Consider the following 26,204-nt stretch of genomic DNA (forward strand, 5'->3'; position numbering starts at 1 on the left):
TATTGTGAAAATAAAACATCAATTGGCTATTTTTAATGCGCTAACAAGACTTTTGGTAATTTTAGTGTTGTGGCTAATGCTGCCAATATTGGTCGAAGATGTGGTATACCGACATATTAATAATGGATTGCTTGAAAAAAAGCAAAAATTTATTGAGCATTTAGATAAAAATGAAATTAATGATTTTATAGAAAACTCAGATGACTCGACTGAAACATATTCGCAGTTTTCGACACTACACAGTGAGTTTTTGGTACTTTCGAAATCCCCTGTAAAAGCCAATCAAAAAAAAGCTGTTTTTAATAATGAATATCGCATTATCGAGGGCGAAGAAAATGAATACAGAATTCTGCAATATCATTTTATTTATGAAAATCAAGGTTATCAGCTCGAAATAGGAAGTAGTCTTGGCGAGGTAAATGACCTCACTTTTATAATCAGGTTTTTTATTATAATTGTATTTGTCGTTATACTCTTTATAACTTTTCTGGCAGATACTTTTTATATAGAATACCTGCTCAAGCCTTTCTATAAAATTATAGATACTAAAATAAGGCGTGTAAACGAACCTGAAGCTTTTGATCATACGCCAATAAAAGCCAGGTCAAGGGATTTTAGGGAACTGGATTTTGTGTTAAATCAGATGATGGACCGTATTGCAGAACTTTTTAAAAAAGAAAAGCAATTCATCTCAAATGTTTCCCATGAATTGCTTACGCCAATTGCTTTGCTTAAAAATAAGTTCGAGAACCTGCTTCAAAATGATTCCTTAGATGATAATGCTTTTGATAAAATTGCAGGTTCCTTAAGAACATTGGATATGCTAAAAAAAATAATCAATAATTTACTATTGATTTCCAGAATCGAAAACAATCAATACGAAGCAAACGAGGATATAAATTTTCATGATATTATTACGGACCTGCAGGAAGATTTACAAGATCGTATTGATGATAGAGAAATTCAGTTTTTGAATAAAATGGATCATGATTTTGCTTTTACAGGAAATAAAACCCTTATTCATATTCTGATTTATAATCTGGTTACCAATGCGATCAAATACAATAAGCCAAACGGAAGTATTGAAGTTGCAGACGGTTTTTTAGAAAACAATTATTTTATTTCGATAACTAATTCCGGAATTGGTATGAATCCTTCTCAGATTGAAAACATATTCAACAGGTTTGCGAGAATTAGTTCAGATCAGGAAGGGCAGGGCTTAGGGCTTGCTATTGCAGCCAGTATTGCTTCTTTTCATCATATTGAGATAAAGGTTACTTCGCAAATAAATGAAAACACGACCTTTATGTTATTATTTCCTGAGGCGCAAAAACAAAATTAAAAGTTAATTTTTTCAAAGTTGCCCAATCTTCATTTTGTCTTCATTTAGCGAATATATCTTTGAGGTATAATAAATGAAAATATTAATAATCATAAAAACTTCAAATCATGAAAAAATTAGTAATGTTAGCAGTACTTGTTTTAGGAACAACTGCAATGGTAAACGCTCAAACAACTCCAGCTCAAACAACTCCGGTAAAAGAAGCTAAAGCTCCTAAAAAAGACAAAAAAGCAGATAAAAAAGCTAAAAAAGCCGAGGCAAAACCAGAAGCAGCTAAGCCTGAAGCTAAAAAATAAAACAACACAGGTTTGGTAATTTAAACCATGTTGTGGATTATAAAGGTTTTAAAAAATTTGGTAGAGAAAAAGCTGGTAGAGAAATCTATCGGCTTTTTGTTTTATTTGAGTGTCTTGTCCTGAAATAGCGATACACAAAAAGCCATCGTTATGAAAGATGAATTAAATTATGTAAAGCGTAGTCAACGAGACTATAGTATGTCACTAAAACTTCAGATTGTTAGTGAGATTGAAAAGGGAAATATTTCTATTACTCAAACAAGGAAACAATATGGCATTCAGAGTCATGCCACAGTTTTAAATTGGTTAAGAAAATTTGGTAACTTTGATTGGGAGAACCAAAACCCCACCCAAATGGCAAAAACACCTGAACAGAAGATAATGGAACTTGAAGCTCAAGTAAAGTTATTGGAAAAGCAAAAAGCACTATTGGAGAGACAGGCTTTTGTTGCAGACAAAAAAGCTATTCTCTTTGATATGATGATTGATTTGGCTGAAAAGGAATACCATATTGATATCCGAAAAAACTCTGCACCCGAACAATCGGCCACTTCAAACAAAAAGAACAACAAACAGTAGCATTTACCTGTTATTTGTTCGGGATAGACAGACAGGTTTATTATCGAAGAATTAGAAGAAAAAACTCCAGGCAAACCAAAGCCCAAGAAGTTGTTTTACTAGTTGGGGATATAAGGGAAAAGATGCCTAAGATTGGTGCTAGAAAACTGTATTATCTTTTATCACGAGAACTTAAAGAACTAAAAATCGGTAGAGATAAATTCTTTGATATACTCAGGGCAAATCATTTATTAATTGTGCCAAAACGGAGTTATCATGTAACAACAAACTCACATCATCGTTTTAGAATACATAAAAATCGAATTTTAGGTTTAGAGATAAATCGTCCTGAACAAGTTTGGGTCTGTGATATTACTTATATCGGAAAAAGAGATCATCCCTGTTATTTAAGTTTAGTCACAGATGCTTACTCAAAGAAGATAATGGGGTATTATGTTGCCAAAAATCTTAATACACAAAGCAGTTTAAAAGCATTGAAAATGGCTCTTAAACAAAGAAAATCCAACATGTTGACTCTAATCCATCATTCAGATAGAGGATTGCAATATTGCGCTAATGAATATCAAAAGGAGCTAATCAAAAACAAGGTTTTATGCAGTATGACCCAAAACTCAGATCCGTATGAAAATGCCATAACTGAAAGGATTAATGGAATTTTAAAGCAAGAATTTATGGTCGATAAATATCATCAAGAAATAAAAATTACAAAACAGATTATAAGGGAATCTATTAATATTTATAATGAGCAAAGACCTCATTATTCTAATCATATGCTAACACCAAATCAAATGCATTGTCAAAATCAAATGCAAATAAGAACATATAAAACCAAAAACAGTTGCAAGAACGTTCTTGCAACTGTTTAATTAATTATTTTTATCTAATAAAATCAGTATCGTTTTTTTAGGACGAGACAGAGTTAAAATTTTGATAATAAAAAGCAATAAAAAATTCATTCTTTGTTACTTTGCTTAAAACTATAAATAATGATCTTACGTTTTGTACTTCTATGTGCTCTTTTTTTATTTATTGAGTTCTATTCTTATCAAGCCTTTCGTACCTTAGTAAAATTGAGATGGGTGTTGGTGAGTTACCAAATTATAAGTTTGCTGCTTTTAATTTTTATCATTTACTCTTTTACACAATTTGATCGTTCTGTTGGACAGACCAAACAAACCATGTTTACAATGGGTTTGATGCTATTGGTATATGTTCCTAAAATAGTTTTGACGCTTGTAATGTTTGGTGAAGATATTTTTAGGATTGGCGCAAGTATCCTGAATTATTTCATGTATAATGTTCCAAGAAAAGATATTATGCCGGACAGAAGAAAATTTATTAGTCAAGTGGCTTTAGGTTTGGCTGCGGTTCCTTTTTTATCGCTGCTTTACGGAATTTTTGAAGGTAAATATAATTTTAAAGTTTTTAAGCAAACCATCTATTTTCCTGATTTGCCGGATGCTTTTGATGGATTTAAAATCACTCAGATTTCAGATGTTCATAGTGGCAGTTTTGATGATCCGGACAAAATAAATTATGCTATTGATTTGATTAATGAGCAGGAAGCAGATATGATTTTGTTTACAGGAGACATTGTAAATACGCATGCTAAAGAAATGCATCCGTGGTTAGAAACCTTTAACAGGATAAAAGAGTATAAATATGGTAAGTTTTCCGTTCTAGGAAACCATGATTATGGTGAATATGTTACATGGCCTTCTGAGAAACAAAAAGACGAAAACTTTCAGGGAATTAAAAGTCTTTATGGTCAGATAGGTTTTGAGCTTTTGCTTAATGAACATACTTATATTCAAAAAGGAGATGATAAAATCGCCTTAATTGGAGTAGAAAATTGGGGACAGAATTTTAAGAAAGCAGGAGATTTAAATAAAGCATCTCAAAACGTGCATCAGCATGATTTTAAGGTGTTGATGAGCCATGATCCGAGTCATTGGGAATATGAGATCAAAAATCACCCTAAAAACTTTCATTTGACTTTGTCAGGCCATACGCATGGTATGCAATTTGGAATTGAAATTCCGGGATACTTTAAATGGAGTCTGGCGCAGTATATTTACAAACAATGGGCAGGATTATATGAAAATGTTGGCCGCTATGTTTATGTAAATCGCGGATTTGGTTTTCATGCTTATCCAGGAAGAGTGGGTATTATGCCCGAAATTACAGTGATTGAACTAAAAAAAGGGAACAATGTGGCTTAATTCGTTAAAAATGCTACATTTGTATATAATTACCTCTTTTTAACAGAATAAAAAAGAATTAAATTTTTGGTTTTATGTCAAAATTTGGAGAACTTATAAATGCTCAGGTCCCAGTGTTAATTGATTTTTACACGGATTGGAATGAATCATCTGTATCGATGCATCCTGTAATTAAGGATGTTGCGGCTGCACTAGGCGATAAAGCCAAAGTGATTAAGATAGATGTGGATAAAAATCAGGAATTAGCAGAAGCCCTTCGTATTAAAGGTCTTCCTACTTTAATGATCTATAAAGAAGGACAAATGATCTGGAGACAATCTGGCGAACTTGATGCAAATACAATTATCGGAATTGTTCAGGAACAATTCAGTTTATAAATACTACTCTTTTGTTGATGTTGTTTAGTGAATAATATCAAACGTATAGCCGTTCTCCTTTAAAAAGTGTAACGTTTTTGGTAAAGCAAATTTTAAATTAGGTGAAGCTTTTATGCTGTCATGAAATACAATCACACTTCCTGATTTTACATTTTTAGTAACGTTTTCCAGGCACTTTTCAGGAGTAATAGTCTGATCAAAATCAGCACTTAAAACATCCCACATAATTATTTTATACCCTAATTTTCTTAGAATTTTAGATTGTGCCTTTTTTATCTTCCCGTAAGGCGGACGAAATATCATGTTGCACATTTTTTCTTCTTCTAAAATCGCAGCACAGTTTTTAACATTCTCAATATAATCATTGTTACTGCTTTTCCATCCATTTACGTGGTTCATGGTATGGTTTCCTATAGAATGTCCTTCGGTAATTAATTTTTCGAATAAAGCCAAGTTGGCTTTTATGTTTTTTCCTATACAAAAGAAAGTAGCTTTTGCATCAAACTTTTTCAATTCAGATAAAACCCAGTCTGTAATTTCCGGCGTTGGGCCATCATCAAAGGTTAGATATATTTTCTTTTCGTTGTTTGGAATATCCCAACAATATTTAGAAAATACCCTTTTGATAAATGAATTAGTTTTTACCCAATAAAAGCTCATTTTGATTTGATTTACAGATATGTAAAAATAAAAAATGCAGCGCTATTTATCAAATTGCGCTGCATTTTTTTAATTGCTATGTTTTTCGTATATTATTCTTTTTCTCTTCCAAAACGTTCAAAAACATTTACATAAGTATTAAATGTCGTTTTATGTTTTTCGTAGAAAGCAAGATCTTTATTCTCTTTCATAACTTGTAATAAACTTCTGTAACGCTCAATGTCAGTAATGATATCAATTGCCAGATCAGTTTGATCACCAGGTGTTAATGTTGCGTAATAGTTTAGTTCTTCTTTGTATTTCTGAACTAGCTTATTTAGCAAATCATGTGCTTTTGCAGTTTCTCCAACTTTATAATATCCTCCAGCAAATGGCTCTACTAATGAATAGTAGCCAAATTTATCCAAAGGCATTTTTGTTATTGCTAAATTGATGATGTTTTTAGCTTTATCAATTTTACCTTCTGCAATAAGCTGGTTCATCAAACGAGATAAATTCGTGCGATAAGTTATGCTGTTTCTTCTGGTTTCCGGATCATGATAAATTTTATCACTTTCGCTATTGCCCCAATCCCATTTCATTACTATATCATACATTTTATCAGCATCAATCTGTCCCATATCCATTGGGCCTCCGTCTTTTGACGGTGTGTTTTTGACAGGAACTAATTTGTAGACCATTCCGTCTAATTGCAAATAATCCTTTAACCATAAATAATCCTCATCATCAAAAGCACCTCCGCTAAAGTAAATTGGTCTTTTCCAATTGTTGTTAGCAAGGATATCCAGCATCATTAAACGATTTTTATATATAGCGCTTCCTTTGATATCAATATCCATGTAAGGAACGATAGAATCGTTGTATTTAGGATTAACAACTTTGTTTTTGATAATTGTATTTTTATCAACAGGAACTCTGATTTTATTTGTTGGATAAAAATGAATTGTCTGTCCGTTTTGTAAACCTACAGTTGATTTTGGATTTTTAATGAAGCTAATAAAATCATTAATATTCCATCGGGTTTCGATTTTTGGTATGTGCGCCACATAATCAAGTTTGTCCCCAACATACTCATCGTGTGTAAACGATATTGGTAAAGGATCAGATTCATATGCTTTTGCTTTCATTTGATCAATGTACCAATCTGTCATAAATAAACTCGTATTTACAATCTTAACATCGGTTCTGATGCCTTCGATTTCCTGAGCATACCATAACGGGAATGTGTCATTGTCTCCAATAGTGAATAAAATAGCATCTTTATCACAAGAATTCAAATACGCTTTTGCCATTGCAACGGCAGTATATTTTCCTGATCTATCGTGATCATCCCAGTTTTGAGACGCCATTAAAATAGGAGCTGCTAATAAACTTGCCCCAATAATAAGTGGTCCTGCAATTTTAGGTGCAATATATTTCTGAATACTTTCGTAGAGCGAATAAACTCCAAATCCTATCCAGATTGCAAATACATAAAAAGATCCTACAAGAGCATAATCTCTTTCACGAGGCTCAAAAGGTCTCTCGTTTAAGTATATTTTTAAGGCAATTCCGGTAAATAAAAATAAAGCTAAAAGTACATAGAAGCTTTTAAGGTCTTTATTGGCATGATACATTAATCCGATAAGTCCTAAAATAAAAGGTAAGAAGAAATAAACGTTTCTTCCTTTATTGTTTAAAACGTCTGAAGGCAAGTTATCTTGGGATCCAAGGTGTAAAGAATCAAGAGCTTTGATACCGCTGATCCAGTTTCCGTCAAGATTATCATATTTACCCTGAACATCACTTTGGCGTCCAACAAAATTCCACATTAAATATCTCCAATACATATATCCAAATTGATACTCGAACATAAAACTGAAATTATCTACAGCCGATGGCTTTTCGATAATTAAATAATCACCGTAACTTTTCAAGAATTTTGTGTAGCCTTCGTTGTCAATTTGCTTTTGAGCATATGCTTTTCTGAATTCAGAAACTGTTTTTTCAACTTCATTACGCAATTGCGCAGTAGCTTTATTATATTCTTCTTCGCTTAACTGGCTGGCATCGATTCCGTATTTGCCTAAATCCTGCTCATAATCATAATTAGGATTTATTTTAAATTTAGGAGGATTTGTAAAACTAATATAGTTCTGAATGTGTCCTGTTTCAGTACTCCACATTCTTGGTAAAATCGTTTTTTGATTGTCGTCAGTGTTTTGTTCTGCGTTTTTGAAATTATTGGTAATAATATATTTACCGGTTTTATAATCTCTCTCGTAATTAGGTTTTTTATCTAAATAAGGCGTTTTTGCATCCAGACCAGAGAAAACTTCTGTGTATTGCGGACCGTAAAACAAAGGGTTTACACCATATTGTTCACGATTGTAATAAGCTAAAACTTCTGCAGCATCTGATGGTTTATTCTCATTGATTACAGTGTTTGCGTTAGCACGAACAGGTAACATCATCCAGGTAGAGAATCCGATGAAAATAAATAAGATGCAAAGTATTATGGTGTTATAGAAAACCAGACCTTTTTGTTTGGTGTATTTTAATCCAAAATAAAAGAATGCAATTAATATTAAGGCAACAAATATAGTTCCTGAGTTAAAAGGCAATCCAATGCTGTTAACCATAAAAACTTCAGTATCTGCAAATGCTTCCATTGTTAATGGTAATAGCAGTTTGAATATAAATAGTAAAATACCAATTACGACTACATTGGCAATAAGAAAGTTTTTGATTGTAACTTTTTCGTAATGCTTAAAATAATAAAGGAATCCTATTGAAGGAATAGTTAGTAAAGCCATGAAGTGAACTCCAAATGAAAGTCCTACAACTAATGAAATAACCAATAACCATTTGTTTCCTTTTGGTTTATCCATGTCTTGCTCCCAACGAAGACCAAGCCAGAAAAGCAATGCGATTAATAAAGAAGCCATTGCATAAACTTCGGCTTCAACGGCATTAAACCAAAAACTATCAGAGAAAGTGTAGGCAAGAGCCCCAACAAAAGAACTTCCTAGTATAACAATTGAATTATTTTGATTGATTTCTGCAAATCGCTCTATAATTTTTTTCAAAATCATAGACGAAGACCAGAATAAAAATAAAATAGTAAATGCGCTTGAAAAAACAGACATCATATTAACCATCACGGCTACATGTTGCGCATCGATAGCAAACATGGCAAAAAATGCACCCATCATCTGGAATAAAGGAGCTCCGGGAGGGTGACCAACTTCTAGTTTAGCAGCTGTGGCAATATATTCGCCACAATCCCAAAAACTCATGGTAGGTTCAACGGTTAGTGTATAGGTAATTAATGCGATTGCAAATGCAAACCAACCAATAATTGTATTCCATTTATTGAAATTGAATTGTGCCATATTTAGGTGTTATAATTATGTATGTTTTCTATCCTACAAAGAAAATGTTTTTTTGTTGAAAGAGAAGAGCATTAACATAAAATTCTGCAAAAGTATTTGTTTGTAGTAATGCGTTGTTTGTGAAATACTTGTAAGATCATTACGGTTTAGAGAGACGGAAAAATGAAAAAAAATGATTTTTTTTTGTCAAAAAGTTTGCGCAAACTAAAAAAAGCTTTAAATTTGCACTCGCTTAACAGCAACGCTGGTCTATGGTGTAATGGTAACACAACTGTTTTTGGTGCAGTCTTTCAAGGTTCGAGTCCTTGTAGACCAACATAAAAAGCCTCTCAATCGAGAGGCTTTTTTATTCAAAAATAAAGTTGTGAAAACTAAAAAAAGCTTTAAATTTGCATTCTCGTAAGCATTCTTACTGGTCTATGGTGTAATGGTAACACAACTGTTTTTGGTGCAGTCTTTCAAGGTTCGAGTCCTTGTAGACCAACATAAAAAGCCTCTCAATTGAGAGGCTTTTTTTATGGAATAAATTTTATTACTGTTTTGTGATTGTGCAAAGTGTATCTGTCTGATCTTGAATAGCTTATTTTGTAAATAAAGAAGATGGGACAACTCCGAACTTCTTTTTAAATGAAAATGAAAAATGAGATAAATCTTCAAAACCAACTCCAATATAAACTTCAGATGGGGATTTTCCCTGTTTAATTAAATAATAAGCTTCTTGCAATCTTTTGTTAAGCAGCCATTTTCCGGGTGTTTCCTGAAAAACTTTTTGAAAGTCTCTTTTAAAAGTGGCTAAGCTTCTTCCGGTCAGATAGGCAAAACGGGTTAGGTGCACATTAAAATGAAAATTTTTGTTCATGAAGGCTTCAAGGTCAATTTTACCTGGTTCGTTAAAGTCAAATAAAATATCTTTTAATTCCGGATTTACTTTAAGTAAAAGATGTACGGCTTCTTTTATTTTTAAATTGAATAAGGCTTCATTGTTTTCTTGTTCTACTTCGAGATACGATATTAATGAATCTATAAATGATTTATAAAGCGGATTTGGTGCCAGTGAAATCATTGATTTAGAATCTGGCTTTTTAGTGACTTTAAAATCATATTCTTTGCTTATTTCCTGTAAGATTTCCTGATTTAAGAAAAGGGATATAGTTTTGAATTCTCCTCCTTCAGGCGGAATCTTAACAAATTTGGCTAAATGATTTCTTTTGCTAAAGCGAAAATCTCCTTCTTTCGAAATATAAGTATTCTTGCTGTCAGAAGCGATCATTTCTCCTGAAATCTGATAACTAAATACATGTTCCGGTATGAAGTTTTCTCCTTCACGACTTCGGCTATAATAGCAAGAGTAGAGTATTTTTGGTTTTATAGTTGATTTTGCTGTCATAAATGTAAAATTACTAAAAGATCCGGAAATTTTCGCTGAAGAAGAATTTTCGGATCTTTTTTCGTGTTATCGAATTAATGCTTTTGGTTCAAGATAAGCTTCTAGACCAATTGTTCCGAATTCCCTGCCTATTCCGGATTGTTTAAATCCTCCAAACGGTGCCATGGGATCATGTCCAATTCCGTTTATTTGTACACGTCCGGCATTTATTTGGGAGGCAACTTTGTGGGCTCTTTTTTCGTTTGATGAACTTATGTATGCTTGTAATCCGTATGTAGTATCATTGGCAATTTCAATTGCTTCTTCTTCTGTTTTGTATGTTATAACAGATAAAACTGGACCGAAAATTTCTTCTCTTGCGATTCGCATTTGATTATTTACGTTTATAAAAACAGTTGGTTTTGCAAAGTTCCCTTTTTCTAGTCCTTCTGGTTTGCCTAAGCCTCCGGTTAGAATTTCTGCGCCTTCATCAATCCCGATCTGGATATAATTTTGAACACGTTCGTATTGTTTTACGCTTACCAATGGGCCAACTGCTGTTGTTTTGTTTTTTGGATTACCGACAATAGTATTTGGGATAATTTCTGTGATTAGTTTTTTTACTTCTTCAAGTCGGTTTTCCGGAACTAATAGTCTTGTTCCGGCAATACATGCTTGTCCGTTGTTCATGTAAGCTGCAATTATAGCAAGCGGAATGGCTTTTGAAAAATCTGCATCGTCAAGAATGATATTGGGTGATTTTCCACCAAGTTCAAGTGTAACTCGCTTCATGGTTTCTACTGCTTCTTTGGCAATAATTTTTCCAACATTTGTGGATCCGGTAAAAGAAATTTTTGCAATATCGGGATTACGGCTAATTTCTGCTCCAACTATTTCGCCTAATCCGTTAACGATATTAAAAACTCCTTTTGGTAATCCTGCTTCGTGAAGGCATTCTGTTATTAATTGTGTTTGTTGCGCGCTCATTTCGCTTGGTTTAATCACTGCGGTGCATCCTGCGGCAATTGCGGTTGATAATTTGCTTGCAATAAAACCATTGCTGGAATTCCATGGGATAATGATTCCAACTACGCCAATTGGAGTCATCTGAACCTCAGATTCTCCCATGGTTTTGGTGAAACTGTAAAAATTTAATAAGTTAATTGCCGAGTCAAAACTTTTTAACATATAATCAAAACTTGTAGTCGAAAATTGTAGTGTTCCGCCGTATTCTTCAACCATAACATCGATAAAATCTTCTCTTCTTTTTTCGATAGAAGCCTGAATGTTTTTTAAATACTGAATTCTTTCTGTTATTGTGGTTTTAGAAAAGCTTTTAAAGGCTTCTTTAGCTGCGGCTATCGCGTTTTTGGTGTCTTGCTCATTTCCTAAAAGCACCTGTCCTAATTTTTCATTTGTTGTTGGGCTGATAAGGTCAAAATATTGTTTTCCTTGTGGAGTTGTGAATTCTCCGTTAATGTAAATTTTGTCTATTGTTTTCATGTTATATTTTTTATGAATTTTATTTGACAAAGATCTGTATTAGCAACACTGTTGGCTTTGTTGTAAAGCTCAAATGAGCTTTGTTGAAAAGTTCATTTTATAGTATTGTTAATGAAAGTATATTGGATTTTATGTAAAAGAAAAGCCTTTCAGTTGAAAGGCTTTTCTTAGATATTGATTTAAATAGAATTGTATTTATATTTTAAAAGTTATTACTGGTTTTACAGCGTGATTTACGAGTCCTTCACTAATGCTTCCGTTAAAAAAGTGAGCGAAACCAGTTCTTCCATGTGTGCACATTCCAATAATATCTGCATTTATGCTGTTTGAAAAGTTGATAATTCCTTTTTCTATATTAGTGTCGTTGTAAATGTGTGTTTTGTAGTTAGTAAGATTAAATTCGGCTGCAAATTCATTCATGGCTTTTTCTACTACATGCGTTGGTTTGAAGCTGTTTGGTGTGCATATTGTTACTAAATGTATTTTTGATTCGAAGAGTTTAGTAAAATTTAAAAGTTTTTGAAAAGGTTTTTTTGATTCGTCTGAAAAGTCAGATGCGAAAACGATATTTGATGTGTTAAAATTTGTAGCGTCTTTTTTAATCACTAAAACTGGAATTTCAGAGTTACGAACTACTTTTTCAGTATTAGAACCAATTAATAGTTCTTCGATTCCTGAAGAGCCGTGAGATCCCATTACGATTAAGTCAACATTGTAATCTTTGCTTACTTGCGAAATACCGTGGATTGGCTTGTCCATTTTTACAATTTCAGTCACTGGAATTCCGTCTAAATACGGTCGTGATGAAACTTCGTCCAGCATTTCATTTGCTTTTTTCATAAAAAGCATTGTTTCAGGAATGCTTGCCCCTCCCAGTACTGCATCGTTCATTTGGCTTGGTAGTTCAAGCATGTGTAAAACGATGATTTCGGAGCTATTTTTTTTAGCAATTTGAGCGGCGACTTTAAGAGCGTCTTCTGCGTGTTCAGAGAAATCAGTAGGTACTAGAATTAGTTTCATAATTTTTGGGTTAAATAATGTGAAATTCTTTTGTTTTAATGCTCTTATAAAGATAAGAAATATTTTTAGAGCAATCTATTTATTTTGATTTATAAAAAAAACACTATATTTGCACCGTTATTTATTAAAATCTAAATAATGAGGGGACTAAGTGTCCCCTCTTTTTATAAAATTATGACATTTAAAGAAAAAGTAAACGGATTAATTACGGAGGCTCTTTTAGAAAAGCCATCAATCTTTTTGATTGATCTGGCTATTTCAGACTCTTTCAAAATTAGTGTAGGTTTAGATGGGGATAATGGAGTAGCGCTTCAGGATTGTATTGATGTAAGTCGTGCAATCGAAAATAATCTGGATCGTGAAGAACAGGATTTTTCGCTTGAAGTTGCATCGGTTGGAGTAGGATCACCATTGAAAATGACAAGGCAATACAAGAAAAATATTGGTAGAACATTGATTGTTACTACAAATACTGAAAAAATTGAAGCAGAATTAGTGGAAGCTAACGATGTTTTTATAATTTTGTCTTGGGAAGCAAGAGAACCGAAAAAAGTAGGAAAAGGAAAAGAAACAGTTCAAAAAGAGCAACAAATACCTTATACAGAAATTAAAGAGGCAATTGTTACAGTAACATTTTAATTAAAGAATTCGCATGGAAAATTTAGCATTAATCGATTCATTCTCAGAGTTTAAAGATAATAAACTTATTGATCGTGTAACGCTTATGGCAATTTTAGAGGACGTGTTTAGAAATGCATTAAAGAAAAAATACGGTTCTGATGATAACTTCGATATTATTATTAATCCTGATAAAGGAGATATGGAAATATGGAGAAGAAGAGTAATTGTTGCTGATGAAGATCTTGATTTTGAGAACGAAGAAATTACGTTAACAGAAGCTAGAATGATCGAAGCGGATTTTGAAATTGGTGAAGAAGTTTCTGAAGAAGTTAAATTGATTGATTTAGGAAGAAGAGCTATTTTGGCATTGCGTCAAAACTTAATATCTAAAATTCACGAACACGATAATACAAATCTTTATAAACAATTTAAAGATATTATTGGTGATATTTATACTGCCGAAGTGCACCATGTTCGCCCAAGAGTTGTAATTTTGGTCGATGATGAAGGAAATGAAATTGTTCTTCCAAAAGAAAAACAAATTCCATCTGACTTTTTCCGTAAAGGAGATAACGTTCGCGGAATCATTGAAAGCGTTGAATTAAAAGGAAATAAACCTCAAATTATTATGTCAAGAACTTCTGAGAAGTTTTTAGAAAAATTATTTGAACAAGAAATCCCGGAAGTTTTTGACGGTTTGATTACAGTGAAAAATGTAGTTCGTATTCCTGGTGAAAAAGCAAAAGTAGCTGTAGATTCTTATGATGATAGAATTGATCCTGTTGGAGCTTGTGTTGGTATGAAAGGGTCTCGTATTCACGGAATTGTTCGTGAATTAGGAAACGAAAATATCGACGTAATCAACTATACAAGTAATATTCAGTTGTTTATTACAAGAGCATTAAGCCCTGCAAAAGTTTCTTCAATCAAAATTGATGAAGAAAACAAAAGAGCTGAAGTATTCTTGAAATTAGAAGAAGTTTCTAAAGCAATTGGTAGAGGTGGTCATAATATAAAATTAGCGGGTCAGCTAACGGGTTACGAGCTAGATGTTATCAGAGAAGGTGATGTTGCCAGTGGCGAAGATGATGACGTTGAATTAACTGAGTTTTCAGATGAAATTGAAGGCTGGGTTATTGAAGAATTTGCAAAAATTGGTTTGGATACAGCTAGAAGTATCTTAAAGCAAGAAGTAGAAGATTTAGTAAGAAGAACAGATTTAGAAGAGGAAACTATTCTTGATGTTATGAAAATACTAAAAGAAGAGTTTGATAGCTAGTTATCTGCTCTAACAACACAACGAAAAAGGTAATAATAAAAAGGTTATATGTCTGAAGAGAGAGTAATAAGAATAAACAAGGTTTTAAGGGAATTAAATATTTCGTTAGAAAGAGCTGTTGATTATCTAAAAGATAAGGGAATTGCTATTGATGCAAATCCAAATGCGAAAATTTCTGATAGCGAATTTAATATCCTACAAAGCCAATTTGCGGGCGATAAGGGGAATAAAGAAGCTTCTAAGGAAGTGGGGGAAGAGAAAAGAAAAGAAAAAGAAGCTTTACGTGTAGAGCGTGAAAAAGAAATTGAAGACAAACGCAGACAAGACGAGGAACGCCAAAAACAACAAGAGGTTATAAAAGCGAGAGCTGTTGTAACCGGACCTGTTCAGGTTGGTAAAATTGATTTAAATCCTAAGAAACCTGCAGTTGTTCCTACTCCTGTTGAGGAGCCTGCTAAAGTTGAAGAACCGAAAGTAGTTGTTGCTCCAGCTCAACCAGAAAAACCTGTTCAAAAAGAAATTGTACAGCCTGAGCCACCAGTGGTTCCTGTAGTTTCTGAAGAGAAAAAGGTAGAAAAACCTATTATTACTGAGAAAAAAGAAGTAAAAGAAGTAAAAGTAGAAACTCCTAAAGTTGCTCAGGAACCAGTTGTTTCAACTGATCCTACAACAGCTGAGGAAACTATTACTACACAATATCAAAAATTATCCGGAACTACTCTTACCGGGCAAACAATTGATTTATCTCAATTTAATAAGCCTAAGAAAAAGAAGGAAGATCCAAAAATTACTCCTAATAAACCAGGAGCTCCAGGAGCCGGAAATAACGCTAATAAAAATAAGCGTAAAAGAATTGCTCCTAAGCCTGGCGCACCAGGTGCACCAAAACCTGCTACAGGTAATGCACCGGGAACTCCAAATCCTAATAAAATTACACCAAATACTGGTGGTGGAGGTTTTAATGCTAACAGAAGTGCAAGACCTGGTTTTGTAAAAGGAAACCGTCCTGCAATTGTAGCAAAAGTTGAGCCTACTGAAGAGGAAGTAAAAAACCAAATTAGAGAAACTCTTGAAAAACTTCAAGGGAAAGGTGGAAAATCAAAAGCTGCTAAATACAGAAGAGATAAAAGAGATACGCACCGTCAGAAATCTGATGAGGAGCAAAGGGCACTTGATGAAGGAAGTAAAACTATTAAAGTTACTGAGTTTGTTACTGTAGGTGAAATTGCTATCATGATGGATGTGCCGATTACTAAAGTAATTGGAACTTGTATGTCTTTAGGTATCATGGTAACCATGAACCAACGTTTAGATGCTGAAACATTAACTATTGTAGCAGATGAATTTGGTTACGAAGTTGAGTTTATTACAGTTGATATCGAAGAAGCTATTGAAGTAGTTGAAGATAAAGAAGAAGATTTAGTTGTCAGAGCACCAATTGTTACTGTAATGGGTCACGTCGATCACGGTAAAACATCTTTGCTGGATTATATTCGTAAAGAAAATGTTATCGCTGGTGAGTCTGGAGGTATTACACAACACATTGGAGCTTACGGAGTAACTTTAGATAATGGTCAGAAAATTGCATTCTTAGATACACCGGGTCACGAGGCGTTTACCGCGATGCGTGCACGTGGAGCTCAGGTTACCGATATCGCTATTATTGTTGTTGCGGCGGATGATGATATCATGCCACAAACAAAAGAGGCAATCTCTCACGCACAAGCGGCGGGAGTACCAATTATATTTGCAATCAATAAAATCGATAAACCAAATGCTAATGTTGAGAAAATCAAAGAGCGTTTGGCTAGTATGAACTTACTTGTTGAAGATTGGGGTGGAAAAATTCAGTCACATGATATTTCTGCAAAAGTTGGAACTGGTGTGAAAGAATTATTAGAGAAAGTTTTATTAGAAGCTGAAATCTTAGATTTAAAATCGAATCCAAACAAAGCGGCTCAAGGAACAGTTGTTGAGGCGTTCTTAGATAAAGGAAAAGGATATGTTTCGACAATTTTAGTTCAACACGGAACTTTAAAAGTAGGAGATTATATGTTGGCAGGTAAGCATCATGGTAAAATTAAAGCTATGCATGACGAACGTGGACATATCGTTAAAGAAGCTGGTCCTTCTACTCCGGTATCAGTTTTAGGTTTAGATGGTGCGGCTACTGCAGGTGATAAGTTCAATGTATTTGAAGATGAAAAAGAAGCAAAACAAATTGCATCTAAACGTTCTCAATTAATGCGTGAACAATCTGTACGTACACAAAGACATATTACGCTTGATGAAATTGGTCGTCGTATTGCTCTTGGTCAGTTTAAAGAATTAAACGTGATTCTTAAAGGAGACGTTGATGGATCTGTTGAAGCATTATCAGATTCGTTCTCTAAATTGTCAACTGAAGAAATTCAAATTAATATTATCCATAAAGGTGTTGGAGCAATTACTGAAACTGACGTTATGTTGGCTTCTGCTTCTGATGCAATCATTATTGGATTTAACGTTCGTCCTGCCGGAAATGCGAGACAACTTGCAGATAAAGAAGAAATCGATATTCGTTACTATTCTATTATCTACGCTGCTATCGATGACTTGAAAGATGCGATGGAAGGAATGTTAGCTCCTGAAATGAAAGAGGAAATTTTAGGAACTGCTGAAATCCGTGAGATTTTCAAAATTTCTAAAGTGGGTTCAATCGCTGGTTGTATGGTGATGGATGGTAAAATTATGAGATCTTCTAAAATTAGAGTTATCAGAGAAGGAGTAGTTGTGCATACAGGTGAACTTGTAGCATTGAAACGTTTCAAAGATGATGTAAAAGAAGTTTCTAAAGGTTATGATTGTGGTATTCAAATTAAAGGTTATAATGACATTGAAGAAAGAGATGTTATTGAAGCATACCATGAAGTTGCAATTAAAAAGAAATTGAAATAAGATTCAATAATTATATTTTAAAGTCCCAATGAAAATTGGGACTTTTTTTATGATTGTTTTTTGGGGTAAGATAACAGTTGTGTGAATTGATTTACAATTAATAAAGATGTTTTAAAAATTAATTTTATTTTTGGTAAAATTATTTAAATATGAAACTGTTAATATATTTTGTTATTTTGTTTTTCGGTATTTCAGCTCAGTCTTTTGGACAGGAAGATGTAGAAAAAAAATCACCTCCAGTGGGAAATGCTGTGGTGGGTGATTATTATGGAGCTGATGTTTCAAGTGCTTCTGAGAATAAGGCGATTTCAATTATGGAGTTGAATGATGTGTTGGATAAAGATAAAGTAGTAAAGAATGTTTCGGTAAAGGGAGTTGTAACTGATGTTTGTAAAAAACGAGGATGCTGGATAACTCTTAAAGCGGATAATGGCTCTTCTGTTTTTGTTAAAATGAAAGAGTATGCCTTTTTTGTACCCATTGCTTTAAAAGGGAAAAGTGTTGTTTTAGAAGGAGACGCCGAAAAAGAAGTCACATCTGTAGATGAACTAAAACATTATGCTAAAGACGCTAAAAAAGCACAAGCTGTTATAGATGCTATTGTTTCTCCAAAAGAGGAAATAAAGTTTTTAGCTAGTGGAATAAAAGTTGCGAATTAGTTTAAATTTTGCAGTTGATTTGATATAAAAGCCTCAATTCATTTGAGGCTTTTTTTTTGCTGGATAAGTTAATTGCCTTTCAATAATGATCTGTATTTTGATTTTTTAAACAGGTTAAAAGATTATTTGTAATAAGGCTTTTGGTGGTTCTGTGATGCATTAAAGTATTTGATTGTTGGTTTATTGTAATGAATTTGCGTTGTTAAATTATGAGCTTTATTTTGTCTTTTTGATAGTGTTTTTGCATCCTGTGTTTGAGTTAAACTGTTCCTTTGGTTGGCTTTAGATAGGGATTCTTAACTAACTGTTTTTTTTGTTTGTATGATTAAATAAGATTGAAGTTATTGCTTTGTTGTTAAGTATAAAAAAAGCGAGATAAGATCTCGCTTTTTAATGTATATAAGGTTTGTTTTATTTGCTCGGTTTGATTAAAAAGACGCTTTTGTATCTTTTTTTAATCTCAGCTAAGTTACGTTCTGCTTCTATTCTTGTTTTGAAATTCCCAACCATTACTTTGTAGTTTGGGGTGTTGAAAATTATTGTTCCGTCTATATTGCTATATTCCCTTTTAAAATCCGATAACGTTTTCTTTGCTTCTTCGCTTTTTCCGCTAAAGATTTGGATTTTATAAGTATCGTTTGTGTTTATTGACGTGTTAATTTTACGTTTGTCATTGAGTAGTTGCTCAAATTTAGGGTCTTGATTTAGTGTTAAATTTTGGTCTTGAGCATGAATATTATATGCTAAAGTAAACATTGTTAATGTTAAGAAAACTCTTTTTGAAGGGGTTAAAATTCTCATAATGTGATGGTTTTTATGCAAAAATAGTATTTAAAATTTGTATGGAAAATATTGATATTATTTAGAATTGATATAAATTGATATTTAAGAGTATTTTAAGGTTTTGAGAATAGTTCATAAGTCGTATTTTTGTGCAAGTTTTAAAAGAAGGTATTAGTTTTTCGTTGATTTCCTATAGAAAAAATCATACCAAAAATTAGTAGATAATTATTATACTATATGAAAAAGGTGGGTAACCATAATTCGATCTCAAGAAAATTACTATTTAGCTTATCGCTAACGTTAATTTTCTCCCTAACTTCATTTGCTCAAGATGCTGCTGCTCCGGCGGCGCCTGAAGCTGCTGCTCCGGCTGCTGCTGCAGGTGGTGATCCAGTAAAAGGGAAAGAACTTTTTAATGCAAATTGCGCTGCATGTCACAAATTAGATGCTAAATCAACTGGTCCTGCCTTAAGAGGTGTTTCCGGTAAACATGATATGGCCTGGATTTACAAGTGGGTGCATAACAGCTCTGAAATGATTAAATCAGGAGATGCTGCTGCAGTTAAATTATTTGAAGAAAACAACAAGTCTGTAATGACTGCTTTTCCTCAATTGTCTACAGGTGATATTGATAATATTATCGCTTATACTTCTCAGCCAATACCTGAGAAACCTGCTGGAGCTGTTAGTGCTTTGCCAACAGGTCCTCAAGAAGGCGGAAGTGGAATTTCTAATAACATTATTTTAGGGGCTCTTGCTCTTGTAATGGCGATTTTAGTTGTTATGTTGTTCATGGTGAACAAAGTATTGACTAAAGTAGCAAGTAATAATGGTATTGTAGTTGCTCCTAAAGAAGCAAGAACTCCAATCTGGAAAGCTTTTGCTAAAAATCAATTTTTAGTGTTAGTTACTTCTATATTTTTGCTTTTGGCTAGTGGTTATTTTGTTTATGCTTATTTAATGCAAGTAGGTGTTGATCAGAATTATGAGCCAATTCAGCCAATTCACTATTCTCATAAGATTCACGCAGGAGATAATGAAATCAATTGTAAATATTGTCACTCTGCTGCTCGTGTAAGTAAAAATGCAGGTATTCCTTCTTTGAATGTTTGTATGAACTGTCATAAAAACATTTCTGAAGTTGCTGAAACTACTGCTACTGCTGAATATAGCAAAGCGTTTTACGATGCTCAAATCCAGAAATTGTATGATGCAGTTGGTTGGGATAAGACTAAACAAGCTTATACCGGAAAAACGCAGCCTGTAAAATGGGTTCGTATTCATAATCTTCCTGATTTTGTTTACTTCAACCACTCACAACACGTTAATGTTGCTGGAGTTGAATGTCAAACTTGTCACGGTCCTGTGCAGGAATTTGAGATCATGAAGCAATATTCTAAATTAACAATGGGATGGTGTATTGATTGCCATAGAAAAACTGATGTTAAGATGGAAGGAAATGCTTACTATGATAAAATTCATGCTGAACTTTCTAAAAAATACGGTGTAGAAAAATTGACTGCAGCGCAAATGGGAGGTTTAGAATGCGGTAAATGCCACTATTAATCGAATTATTAAGATTTTAATATTTATATACAATGTCATCAAACAAAAAATACTGGAAAAGTGTTGAAGAACTAGAGAATAGTTCTATTGTTGAGGCGCTTAGAAATAACGAATTTGTTGAAGAAATTCCTACAGAAGAATTCTTAGGAAATGCAGATGCTTTAGCTCAATCTGGAACTTCACGTCGTGACTTTTTAAAGTACGTAGGATTTAGTACAGCAGCAGTTACGCTTGCTGCCTGCGAAGGTCCTGTTCACAAGTCTATACCATATGTGTTACAACCGGAACAAATCATTCCTGGTGTTGCTGATTATTACGCAACTACTGTTTTTGATGGTTTTGATTTTGCTAACTTATTAGTAAAAACTCGTGAGGGTCGTCCAATTAAAATTGATAACAATACTATTTCCGGATCTAAGTTTTCAGCCAATGCTAGAATTCATGCGTCTATCTTATCATTATATGATAGCATGCGTTTGAAAGAGCCTAAATTGGATGGAAAAAATGGTAGCTGGTCTGCTGTTGATTTGAAAATTAAATCAAGTCTTGCTGAAGCAAAAGCAAAAGGTGGACAAGTGGTATTGTTGACAAATACTTTAGCGAGCCCGTCTACTGAGAAATTGATAGGGGAGTTTATTGCTAAAAATCCTAATGCAAAACATGTTGTTTATGATGCAGTTTCTTCATCTGACGCATTAGATGCATTCGAAACAGTTTACGGAGAAAGAGCTCTTGTTGATTATGATTTTTCAAAAGCTTCTTTAATTGTTTCTGTTGGAGCTGATTTCTTAGGAGATTGGCAAGGTGGAGGATATGATGCAGGATATGCGCAAGGTAGAATCCCGTCAGGATCTAACGGAGCGAAAAAAATGTCTCGTCATTTTCAGTTCGAATCAAATATGACATTATCCGGAGCTGCAGCTGATAAGCGTATTCCAATGGGAGTAGCTGATCAAAAACAAGCTTTGGTTCAAATCTATAACATTATTACAGGTTCTTCTGTAGCTGTTTCTTTAGATGCTAAATTTAAAGCCGAAGCGGTTAAAGCTGCTCAGCAATTAAAACTTGCAGGTTCTAAAGGAGTTTTAGTTTCAGGGCTTGAAGATAAAAATGCTCAGTTATTAGTTTTAGCTATCAACCAGGTGTTGGCTAGTGAGGCTTTTAATACTGCGGGTACAAGACAAATTAGAAAAGGATCTAACGCAATTGTATCTCAATTGATAAAAGATATGAATGCAGGAAGTGTTCATACTTTAATCATGAGTGGAATTAATCCGGTTTATACATTAGCTGATTCAGCTTCATTTGTATCTGGGTTGAAAAAAGTAAAAACATCAGTTGCTTTTTCTTTAAAAGAAGATGAAACTGCATCAATAACTACAATTGCTGCTCCGGTACCTCATTATTTAGAAGCTTGGGGAGATGTTGTAATTACGAAAGGAACTTATAGTTTGACTCAGCCAACTATTCGTCCTATATTTAATACAAAACAATTTCAAGACGTTTTATTATCCTTAAATGGAACTCCTGGAAATTTCTATGATTATATTAAAGCTAATTCAGCTTCAATTATTGTAGGTTCTTCTTGGAACAAAGTTTTACATGATGGTGTTTTTGTTATTGGTTCATCTGCATTATCTGCCGGATCTGTTGATTATGCTACTGCTGCAAATGCTGTTGCAAAATCAAAATCTGCTGGAGATTTCGAGTTAGTATTGTATACTAAAACAGGTATGGGTGACGGACAACAAGCAAACAATCCTTGGTTGCAGGAGTTTCCGGATCCAATCACAAGAGTTTCTTGGGATAACTATGTAACTGTTTCGAATGCTGATGCAAAAAAACTTGGTCTTACAAATGAGATTGTTGCAAATGGAGGTTTAAACGGAAGTTATGCTACAATTACTACAGCTGATGGTTTAAAACTAGAAAATGTACCTGTAATTGTTCAGCCAGGACAAGCAGTTGGTACAGTTGGTTTAGCATTGGGTTATGGTCGTAAGGCTGCTTTGAAAGAAGAAATGGTAGTAGGTTTAAATGCTTACTCATTATATAAAAACTTCAATAGTGTTCAGTCTGTTTCTATTGCGAAAGCAAATGGAGTTCATGAGTTTGCTTGTGTTCAGGGCCAAAAAACATTAATGGGAAGAGGAGATATCATTAAAGAAACTTCTCTTGAAATTTTTAACTCTAAAGATGCTGAACATTGGAATGAAAAACCAATGGTATCTTTAGATCACCAGGAAGTTGAAGCTACAACTGTCGATTTATGGGAATCATTTGATCGTTCTACAGGACATCACTTTAACCTTTCGATTGACTTAAACGCTTGTACAGGTTGTGGAGCATGTGTTATTGCATGTCACGCTGAAAACAACGTTCCGGTTGTAGGTAAAGCAGAGGTAAGAAGAAGCCGTGATATGCACTGGTTGCGTATTGACAGATATTATTCTTCTGAAAGTACCTTTGAAGGTGATAACGAAAGAAAAGAGAATATCGCTGGTTTGTCTAGTTCATTATCTACATTTAATGAAATGGAAAAAGCAGGAGATAATCCACAAGTTTCTTTCCAGCCAGTAATGTGTCAACACTGTAACCACGCACCATGTGAAACAGTTTGTCCGGTTGCTGCAACTTCTCACGGTCGTGAAGGTCAAAATCATATGGCATACAACAGATGTGTTGGTACTCGTTATTGTGCAAACAACTGTCCGTATAAAGTACGTCGTTTCAACTGGTTCTTGTACAACAAAAACAGTGAATTCGATTACCACATGAATGATGATTTAGGACGTATGGTATTAAATCCAGATGTAAACGTTCGTTCTCGTGGAGTTATGGAAAAATGTTCTATGTGTATTCAAATGACACAGGCGACTAAGCTAAAAGCTAAAAATGAAGGTCGTCCGGTTGCTGATGGTGAATTCCAGACAGCATGTTCAAATGCTTGTTCTTCAGGAGCAATGATATTTGGTGATGTTAATGATGCTGAAAGTAAAGTTGCTAAATTAGCTGCTGATGATAGATCATACCACTTATTGGAGCATGTTGGAACAAAACCTAATGTGGTTTACCATGTTAAAGTTAGAAATACTTAGAATAAATTATTAATTAAGAAACATATAAAGGATTATGTCGTCTCACTACGAAGCACCCATTAGAAAACCTTTAGTTATAGGTGATAAATCTTATCACGATGTAACTGTAGATGTAGCTGCCCCTGTTGAAGGGCCGGCAAACAAACATTGGTGGATTGTATTTTCAATCGCATTAATAGCCTTCCTTTGGGGGTTAGGTTGTATAATTTACACCGTATCTACCGGTATTGGAACATGGGGATTAAATAAAACAGTTGGTTGGGCCTGGGATATCACAAACTTCGTTTGGTGGGTTGGTATTGGTCACGCCGGAACATTAATTTCTGCGGTATTATTACTTTTCCGTCAACGTTGGAGAATGGCGATTAACCGTTCTGCAGAAGCTATGACTATCTTCTCGGTAGTTCAGGCAGGTTTATTCCCAATTATTCACATGGGTCGTCCATGGTTAGCATACTGGGTTTTACCTATTCCAAATCAATTTGGATCATTATGGGTAAACTTTAACTCACCGCTACTTTGGGACGTATTTGCAATTTCTACGTATCTTTCAGTATCATTAGTTTTCTGGTGGACTGGTTTATTACCTGACTTTGCAATGCTACGTGACAGAGCAATAACACCTTTTAATAAAAGAGTATATTCTATCCTAAGTTTTGGATGGAGTGGTAGAGCAAAAGACTGGCAGCGTTTTGAAGAAGTATCTTTAGTATTAGCTGGTTTAGCTACTCCTCTTGTACTTTCTGTACACACGATTGTATCTATGGACTTTGCTACTTCTGTAATTCCAGGATGGCATACAACAATTTTCCCTCCGTACTTCGTTGCCGGAGCGGTATTCTCAGGATTTGCAATGGTAAATACCTTGTTGATCGTTATGAGAAAAGTTTCTAACCTTGAAGCATATATTACACTACAACATATCGAGTTAATGAACATTGTAATCATGATTACAGGTTCTATCGTAGGGGTAGCTTATATCACTGAGTTATTCGTAGCTTGGTATTCGGGTGTAGAATATGAGCAATATGCATTCTTGAACAGAGCAACCGGACCTTACTGGTGGGCATATTGGTCAATGATGACTTGTAACGTTTTCTCTCCACAATTTATGTGGTTCAAGAAATTAAGAACAAGTATCATGTTTTCATTTATTATTTCGATTGTAGTAAACATCGGAATGTGGTTTGAAAGATTCGTAATTATTGTTACTTCTTTACATAGAGATTACCTTCCATCTTCTTGGACAATGTTTTCACCAACATTTGTTGATATTGGAATTTTCATCGGAACGATTGGTTTCTTCTTTGTATTGTTTTTATTATACTCAAGAACATTCCCTGTAATTGCTCAGGCAGAGGTAAAAACAATTTTGAAAGGAACAGGAGATAATTACATTAGAGAAAGAGCAAATAAAGACACACATCATGAGTAATAAAGTAATATACGCCATTTATAATGACGATGATATTTTGATGGATGCAGTAAAGAAAACCAGAGCTGCTCATCATCATATTGAAGAGGTTTTTACTCCATTCCCAGTTCACGGATTGGATAAAGCTATGGGTTTAGCACCAACAAGATTAGCAATTTGTGCTTTCTTATACGGATGTGTTGGTATTTCTGTTGCAACAACAATGATGAGTTATATTATGATTCATGACTGGCCGCAAGATATTGGAGGTAAACCAAGTTTTAGCTTCATTCAGAATATGCCTTCATTCGTTCCAATCATGTTTGAAATGACAGTATTTTTTGCTGCTCACTTAATGGTTATTACTTTTTATATGAGAAGTAGATTATGGCCATTCAAACAAGCAGAGAATCCTGATGTAAGAACAACAGATGACCATTTTTTAATGGAAGTTGCTGTAAATGATAACGAAGCAGAACTAGTTTCTTTTTTCGAAGGTACAGGAGCTGTTGAAGTTAAAGTAATTGAAAAGAATTAATTGTAGCTATGAAAAGGATATATAAAATAACACTTTTAGTTGGTATAACTATTTTAGTTTCATCTTGCCACAATAATTCGGCACCAAACTATCAGTATTTCCCAAATATGTATGAGTCTTTGGCATATGAGCCATATTCAGAGGCAAAAATATTTAAAGGAGGAAAAGAAGGACAACTTCCTGCAGAAGGAAGTATCAATAGAGGTTTTGAGCCTTATGAATATGAAAATTCAACAGCAGGTTATGAATTGGCTAAAGCTAATTTAAAATCTCCTTTGGATTCAATCGAAAGAAATTCCGGAAAAGGAAAAGAACTTTTCGAAATTTACTGTATCAGTTGTCATGGTGCAGCTGGAAACGGTAAAGGTAAATTGGTTGAAAGAGAAAAATTTCTTGGAGTACCTAGCTATAAAGACAGAGAAATCACTGAAGGAAGTATCTTTCACGTTGAAACTTATGGTTTAAATGCAATGGGTTCACATGCAAATCAATTAAGTGCCCACGAACGTTGGTTAGTTGCTGACTATGTTCTAAAACTAAAAAGCCAATTATAATTGTTGAACAAACTGA

21 protein-coding genes and 2 tRNA genes are annotated in these 26,204 nt (G+C 33.9%); 17 read left to right on the plus strand and 6 right to left on the minus strand.

Annotated elements, in window-relative coordinates:
• The first annotated feature begins 4 nt into the window (after window positions 1–4).
• The 6 genes from BXU01_RS12165 to BXU01_RS12185 all read left to right on the plus strand — a co-directional run bounded on the left by BXU01_RS12165 (window position 5) and on the right by BXU01_RS12185 (window position 4,816).
• The gene (locus BXU01_RS12165) at window positions 5–1,342 is read left to right on the plus strand and encodes a cell wall metabolism sensor histidine kinase WalK (protein WP_255373754.1); all 1,338 of its coding nucleotides are present in this window, start codon (window positions 5–7) and stop codon (window positions 1,340–1,342) included.
• A gap of 107 nt (window positions 1,343–1,449) precedes the next feature.
• The gene (locus BXU01_RS12170; RefSeq protein WP_083693462.1) at window positions 1,450–1,638 is read left to right on the plus strand and encodes a hypothetical protein; all 189 of its coding nucleotides are present in this window, start codon (window positions 1,450–1,452) and stop codon (window positions 1,636–1,638) included.
• Between the two features lie 150 nt (window positions 1,639–1,788).
• A complete protein-coding gene (locus BXU01_RS23755; protein ID WP_206196618.1) occupies window positions 1,789–2,217 on the plus strand; it encodes a hypothetical protein in 429 nt (142 codons plus the stop codon).
• A gap of 14 nt (window positions 2,218–2,231) precedes the next feature.
• Window positions 2,232–3,083, plus strand: coding sequence for an IS3 family transposase (locus BXU01_RS12175; RefSeq protein WP_206196619.1), 852 nt, complete (start codon window positions 2,232–2,234; stop codon window positions 3,081–3,083).
• A gap of 120 nt (window positions 3,084–3,203) precedes the next feature.
• Window positions 3,204–4,439: a metallophosphoesterase gene (locus BXU01_RS12180; RefSeq protein ID WP_083693463.1), complete on the plus strand. Its 1,236-nt coding sequence runs from the start codon at window positions 3,204–3,206 to the stop codon at window positions 4,437–4,439.
• Window positions 4,440–4,513: 74 nt separating this feature from the next.
• Window positions 4,514–4,816, plus strand: a complete 303-nt coding sequence (locus BXU01_RS12185) for a co-chaperone YbbN (protein ID WP_007803883.1) — start codon at window positions 4,514–4,516, stop codon at window positions 4,814–4,816.
• A gap of 24 nt (window positions 4,817–4,840) precedes the next feature.
• On the opposite strand, the gene BXU01_RS12190 is transcribed toward BXU01_RS12185, so the two are convergent.
• Both BXU01_RS12190 and BXU01_RS12195 read right to left on the minus strand, forming a co-directional pair.
• On the minus strand, window positions 4,841–5,476 hold the full coding sequence (locus tag BXU01_RS12190) for a polysaccharide deacetylase family protein (protein WP_083693464.1): 636 nt from the start codon (window positions 5,474–5,476) through the stop codon (window positions 4,841–4,843).
• A 92-nt stretch (window positions 5,477–5,568) separates the two neighbouring features.
• Complete coding sequence (locus BXU01_RS12195; RefSeq protein WP_083693465.1) at window positions 5,569–8,850, minus strand: DUF2723 domain-containing protein; 3,282 nt, start codon at window positions 8,848–8,850, stop codon at window positions 5,569–5,571.
• Between the two features lie 245 nt (window positions 8,851–9,095).
• Here BXU01_RS12195 and BXU01_RS12200 point away from each other — a divergent pair.
• Window positions 9,096–9,166, plus strand: a tRNA-Gln gene (locus BXU01_RS12200).
• Between the two features lie 97 nt (window positions 9,167–9,263).
• Window positions 9,264–9,334, plus strand: a tRNA-Gln gene (locus tag BXU01_RS12205).
• Between the two features lie 96 nt (window positions 9,335–9,430).
• On the opposite strand, the gene BXU01_RS12210 is transcribed toward BXU01_RS12205, so the two are convergent.
• The 3 genes from BXU01_RS12210 to BXU01_RS12220 form a co-directional block, all read right to left on the minus strand.
• Window positions 9,431–10,237 carry an AraC family transcriptional regulator gene (locus BXU01_RS12210; RefSeq protein WP_083693466.1) on the minus strand — a complete coding sequence of 269 codons (807 nt, stop codon included), beginning with the start codon at window positions 10,235–10,237 and terminating at the stop codon, window positions 9,431–9,433.
• 66 nt (window positions 10,238–10,303) lie between these two features.
• Window positions 10,304–11,719, minus strand: a complete 1,416-nt coding sequence (locus BXU01_RS12215; protein ID WP_083693467.1) for an aldehyde dehydrogenase family protein — start codon at window positions 11,717–11,719, stop codon at window positions 10,304–10,306.
• Window positions 11,720–11,914: 195 nt separating this feature from the next.
• A complete protein-coding gene (locus BXU01_RS12220) occupies window positions 11,915–12,739 on the minus strand; it encodes a universal stress protein (RefSeq protein ID WP_083693468.1) in 825 nt (274 codons plus the stop codon).
• 174 nt (window positions 12,740–12,913) lie between these two features.
• Between BXU01_RS12220 and rimP the strand changes: the two genes are divergently transcribed.
• The 4 genes from rimP to BXU01_RS12240 all read left to right on the plus strand — a co-directional run bounded on the left by rimP (window position 12,914) and on the right by BXU01_RS12240 (window position 18,235).
• The gene (rimP, locus tag BXU01_RS12225) at window positions 12,914–13,378 is read left to right on the plus strand and encodes a ribosome assembly cofactor RimP (RefSeq protein WP_165689783.1); all 465 of its coding nucleotides are present in this window, start codon (window positions 12,914–12,916) and stop codon (window positions 13,376–13,378) included.
• A gap of 13 nt (window positions 13,379–13,391) precedes the next feature.
• Window positions 13,392–14,639 carry a transcription termination factor NusA gene (gene nusA, locus BXU01_RS12230; protein ID WP_041516381.1) on the plus strand — a complete coding sequence of 416 codons (1,248 nt, stop codon included), beginning with the start codon at window positions 13,392–13,394 and terminating at the stop codon, window positions 14,637–14,639.
• A gap of 48 nt (window positions 14,640–14,687) precedes the next feature.
• The gene (gene infB, locus BXU01_RS12235; RefSeq protein ID WP_083693470.1) at window positions 14,688–17,576 is read left to right on the plus strand and encodes a translation initiation factor IF-2; all 2,889 of its coding nucleotides are present in this window, start codon (window positions 14,688–14,690) and stop codon (window positions 17,574–17,576) included.
• Between the two features lie 149 nt (window positions 17,577–17,725).
• Window positions 17,726–18,235 carry a DUF4920 domain-containing protein gene (locus tag BXU01_RS12240; protein ID WP_083693471.1) on the plus strand — a complete coding sequence of 170 codons (510 nt, stop codon included), beginning with the start codon at window positions 17,726–17,728 and terminating at the stop codon, window positions 18,233–18,235.
• Between the two features lie 411 nt (window positions 18,236–18,646).
• Here the strand turns inward: BXU01_RS12240 and BXU01_RS12245 are convergent, their stop codons facing one another.
• Complete coding sequence (locus tag BXU01_RS12245; protein ID WP_083693472.1) at window positions 18,647–19,036, minus strand: SPOR domain-containing protein; 390 nt, start codon at window positions 19,034–19,036, stop codon at window positions 18,647–18,649.
• A gap of 219 nt (window positions 19,037–19,255) precedes the next feature.
• On the opposite strand from BXU01_RS12245, the gene BXU01_RS12250 reads away from it, so the two are divergent.
• Genes BXU01_RS12250 through BXU01_RS12270 form a run of 5 tightly spaced genes read left to right on the plus strand, consistent with a single transcriptional unit; the run spans window position 19,256 to window position 26,188 of the window.
• Window positions 19,256–20,584 (plus strand): cytochrome c3 family protein, encoded by a 1,329-nt coding sequence (locus BXU01_RS12250; RefSeq protein WP_083693473.1) that lies wholly within the window; start codon window positions 19,256–19,258, stop codon window positions 20,582–20,584.
• Between the two features lie 32 nt (window positions 20,585–20,616).
• The gene (locus BXU01_RS12255; RefSeq protein WP_083693474.1) at window positions 20,617–23,682 is read left to right on the plus strand and encodes a TAT-variant-translocated molybdopterin oxidoreductase; all 3,066 of its coding nucleotides are present in this window, start codon (window positions 20,617–20,619) and stop codon (window positions 23,680–23,682) included.
• A gap of 34 nt (window positions 23,683–23,716) precedes the next feature.
• Window positions 23,717–25,117 (plus strand): NrfD/PsrC family molybdoenzyme membrane anchor subunit, encoded by a 1,401-nt coding sequence (gene nrfD / locus BXU01_RS12260; protein WP_055096849.1) that lies wholly within the window; start codon window positions 23,717–23,719, stop codon window positions 25,115–25,117.
• Window positions 25,110–25,634, plus strand: a complete 525-nt coding sequence (locus BXU01_RS12265; protein ID WP_025572651.1) for a DUF3341 domain-containing protein — start codon at window positions 25,110–25,112, stop codon at window positions 25,632–25,634. The genes nrfD and BXU01_RS12265 overlap by 8 nt, the downstream gene beginning before the upstream one ends.
• 8 nt (window positions 25,635–25,642) lie before the next feature.
• Window positions 25,643–26,188, plus strand: a complete 546-nt coding sequence (locus BXU01_RS12270) for a cytochrome c (RefSeq protein ID WP_083693475.1) — start codon at window positions 25,643–25,645, stop codon at window positions 26,186–26,188.
• The last annotated feature ends 16 nt before the right edge of the window (window positions 26,189–26,204 follow it).

Origin of the sequence: [Flexibacter] sp. ATCC 35103, assembly GCF_001975985.1 — a bacterium.
Lineage (GTDB): Bacteria > Bacteroidota > Bacteroidia > Flavobacteriales > Flavobacteriaceae > Flavobacterium.

Excerpts from the sequence above, each read along its gene's own strand:
- BXU01_RS12170 (WP_083693462.1), top strand. The coding sequence starts at position 1,450 with ATGAAAAAATTAGTAATGTTAGCAGTACTTGTTTTAGGAACAACTGCA.
- BXU01_RS23755 (WP_206196618.1), top strand. The coding sequence starts at position 1,789 with ATGAAAGATGAATTAAATTATGTAAAGCGTAGTCAACGAGACTATAGT.
- BXU01_RS12180 (WP_083693463.1), top strand. The coding sequence starts at position 3,204 with ATGATCTTACGTTTTGTACTTCTATGTGCTCTTTTTTTATTTATTGAG.
- BXU01_RS12185 (WP_007803883.1), top strand. The coding sequence starts at position 4,514 with ATGTCAAAATTTGGAGAACTTATAAATGCTCAGGTCCCAGTGTTAATT.
- BXU01_RS12190 (WP_083693464.1), bottom strand. The coding sequence starts at position 5,476 with ATGAGCTTTTATTGGGTAAAAACTAATTCATTTATCAAAAGGGTATTT.
- BXU01_RS12195 (WP_083693465.1), bottom strand. The coding sequence starts at position 8,850 with ATGGCACAATTCAATTTCAATAAATGGAATACAATTATTGGTTGGTTT.
- BXU01_RS12210 (WP_083693466.1), bottom strand. The coding sequence starts at position 10,237 with ATGACAGCAAAATCAACTATAAAACCAAAAATACTCTACTCTTGCTAT.
- BXU01_RS12215 (WP_083693467.1), bottom strand. The coding sequence starts at position 11,719 with ATGAAAACAATAGACAAAATTTACATTAACGGAGAATTCACAACTCCA.
- BXU01_RS12220 (WP_083693468.1), bottom strand. The coding sequence starts at position 12,739 with ATGAAACTAATTCTAGTACCTACTGATTTCTCTGAACACGCAGAAGAC.
- rimP (WP_165689783.1), top strand. The coding sequence starts at position 12,914 with ATGACATTTAAAGAAAAAGTAAACGGATTAATTACGGAGGCTCTTTTA.
- nusA (WP_041516381.1), top strand. The coding sequence starts at position 13,392 with ATGGAAAATTTAGCATTAATCGATTCATTCTCAGAGTTTAAAGATAAT.
- infB (WP_083693470.1), top strand. The coding sequence starts at position 14,688 with ATGTCTGAAGAGAGAGTAATAAGAATAAACAAGGTTTTAAGGGAATTA.
- BXU01_RS12240 (WP_083693471.1), top strand. The coding sequence starts at position 17,726 with ATGAAACTGTTAATATATTTTGTTATTTTGTTTTTCGGTATTTCAGCT.
- BXU01_RS12245 (WP_083693472.1), bottom strand. The coding sequence starts at position 19,036 with ATGAGAATTTTAACCCCTTCAAAAAGAGTTTTCTTAACATTAACAATG.
- BXU01_RS12250 (WP_083693473.1), top strand. The coding sequence starts at position 19,256 with ATGAAAAAGGTGGGTAACCATAATTCGATCTCAAGAAAATTACTATTT.
- BXU01_RS12255 (WP_083693474.1), top strand. The coding sequence starts at position 20,617 with ATGTCATCAAACAAAAAATACTGGAAAAGTGTTGAAGAACTAGAGAAT.
- nrfD (WP_055096849.1), top strand. The coding sequence starts at position 23,717 with ATGTCGTCTCACTACGAAGCACCCATTAGAAAACCTTTAGTTATAGGT.
- BXU01_RS12265 (WP_025572651.1), top strand. The coding sequence starts at position 25,110 with ATGAGTAATAAAGTAATATACGCCATTTATAATGACGATGATATTTTG.
- BXU01_RS12270 (WP_083693475.1), top strand. The coding sequence starts at position 25,643 with ATGAAAAGGATATATAAAATAACACTTTTAGTTGGTATAACTATTTTA.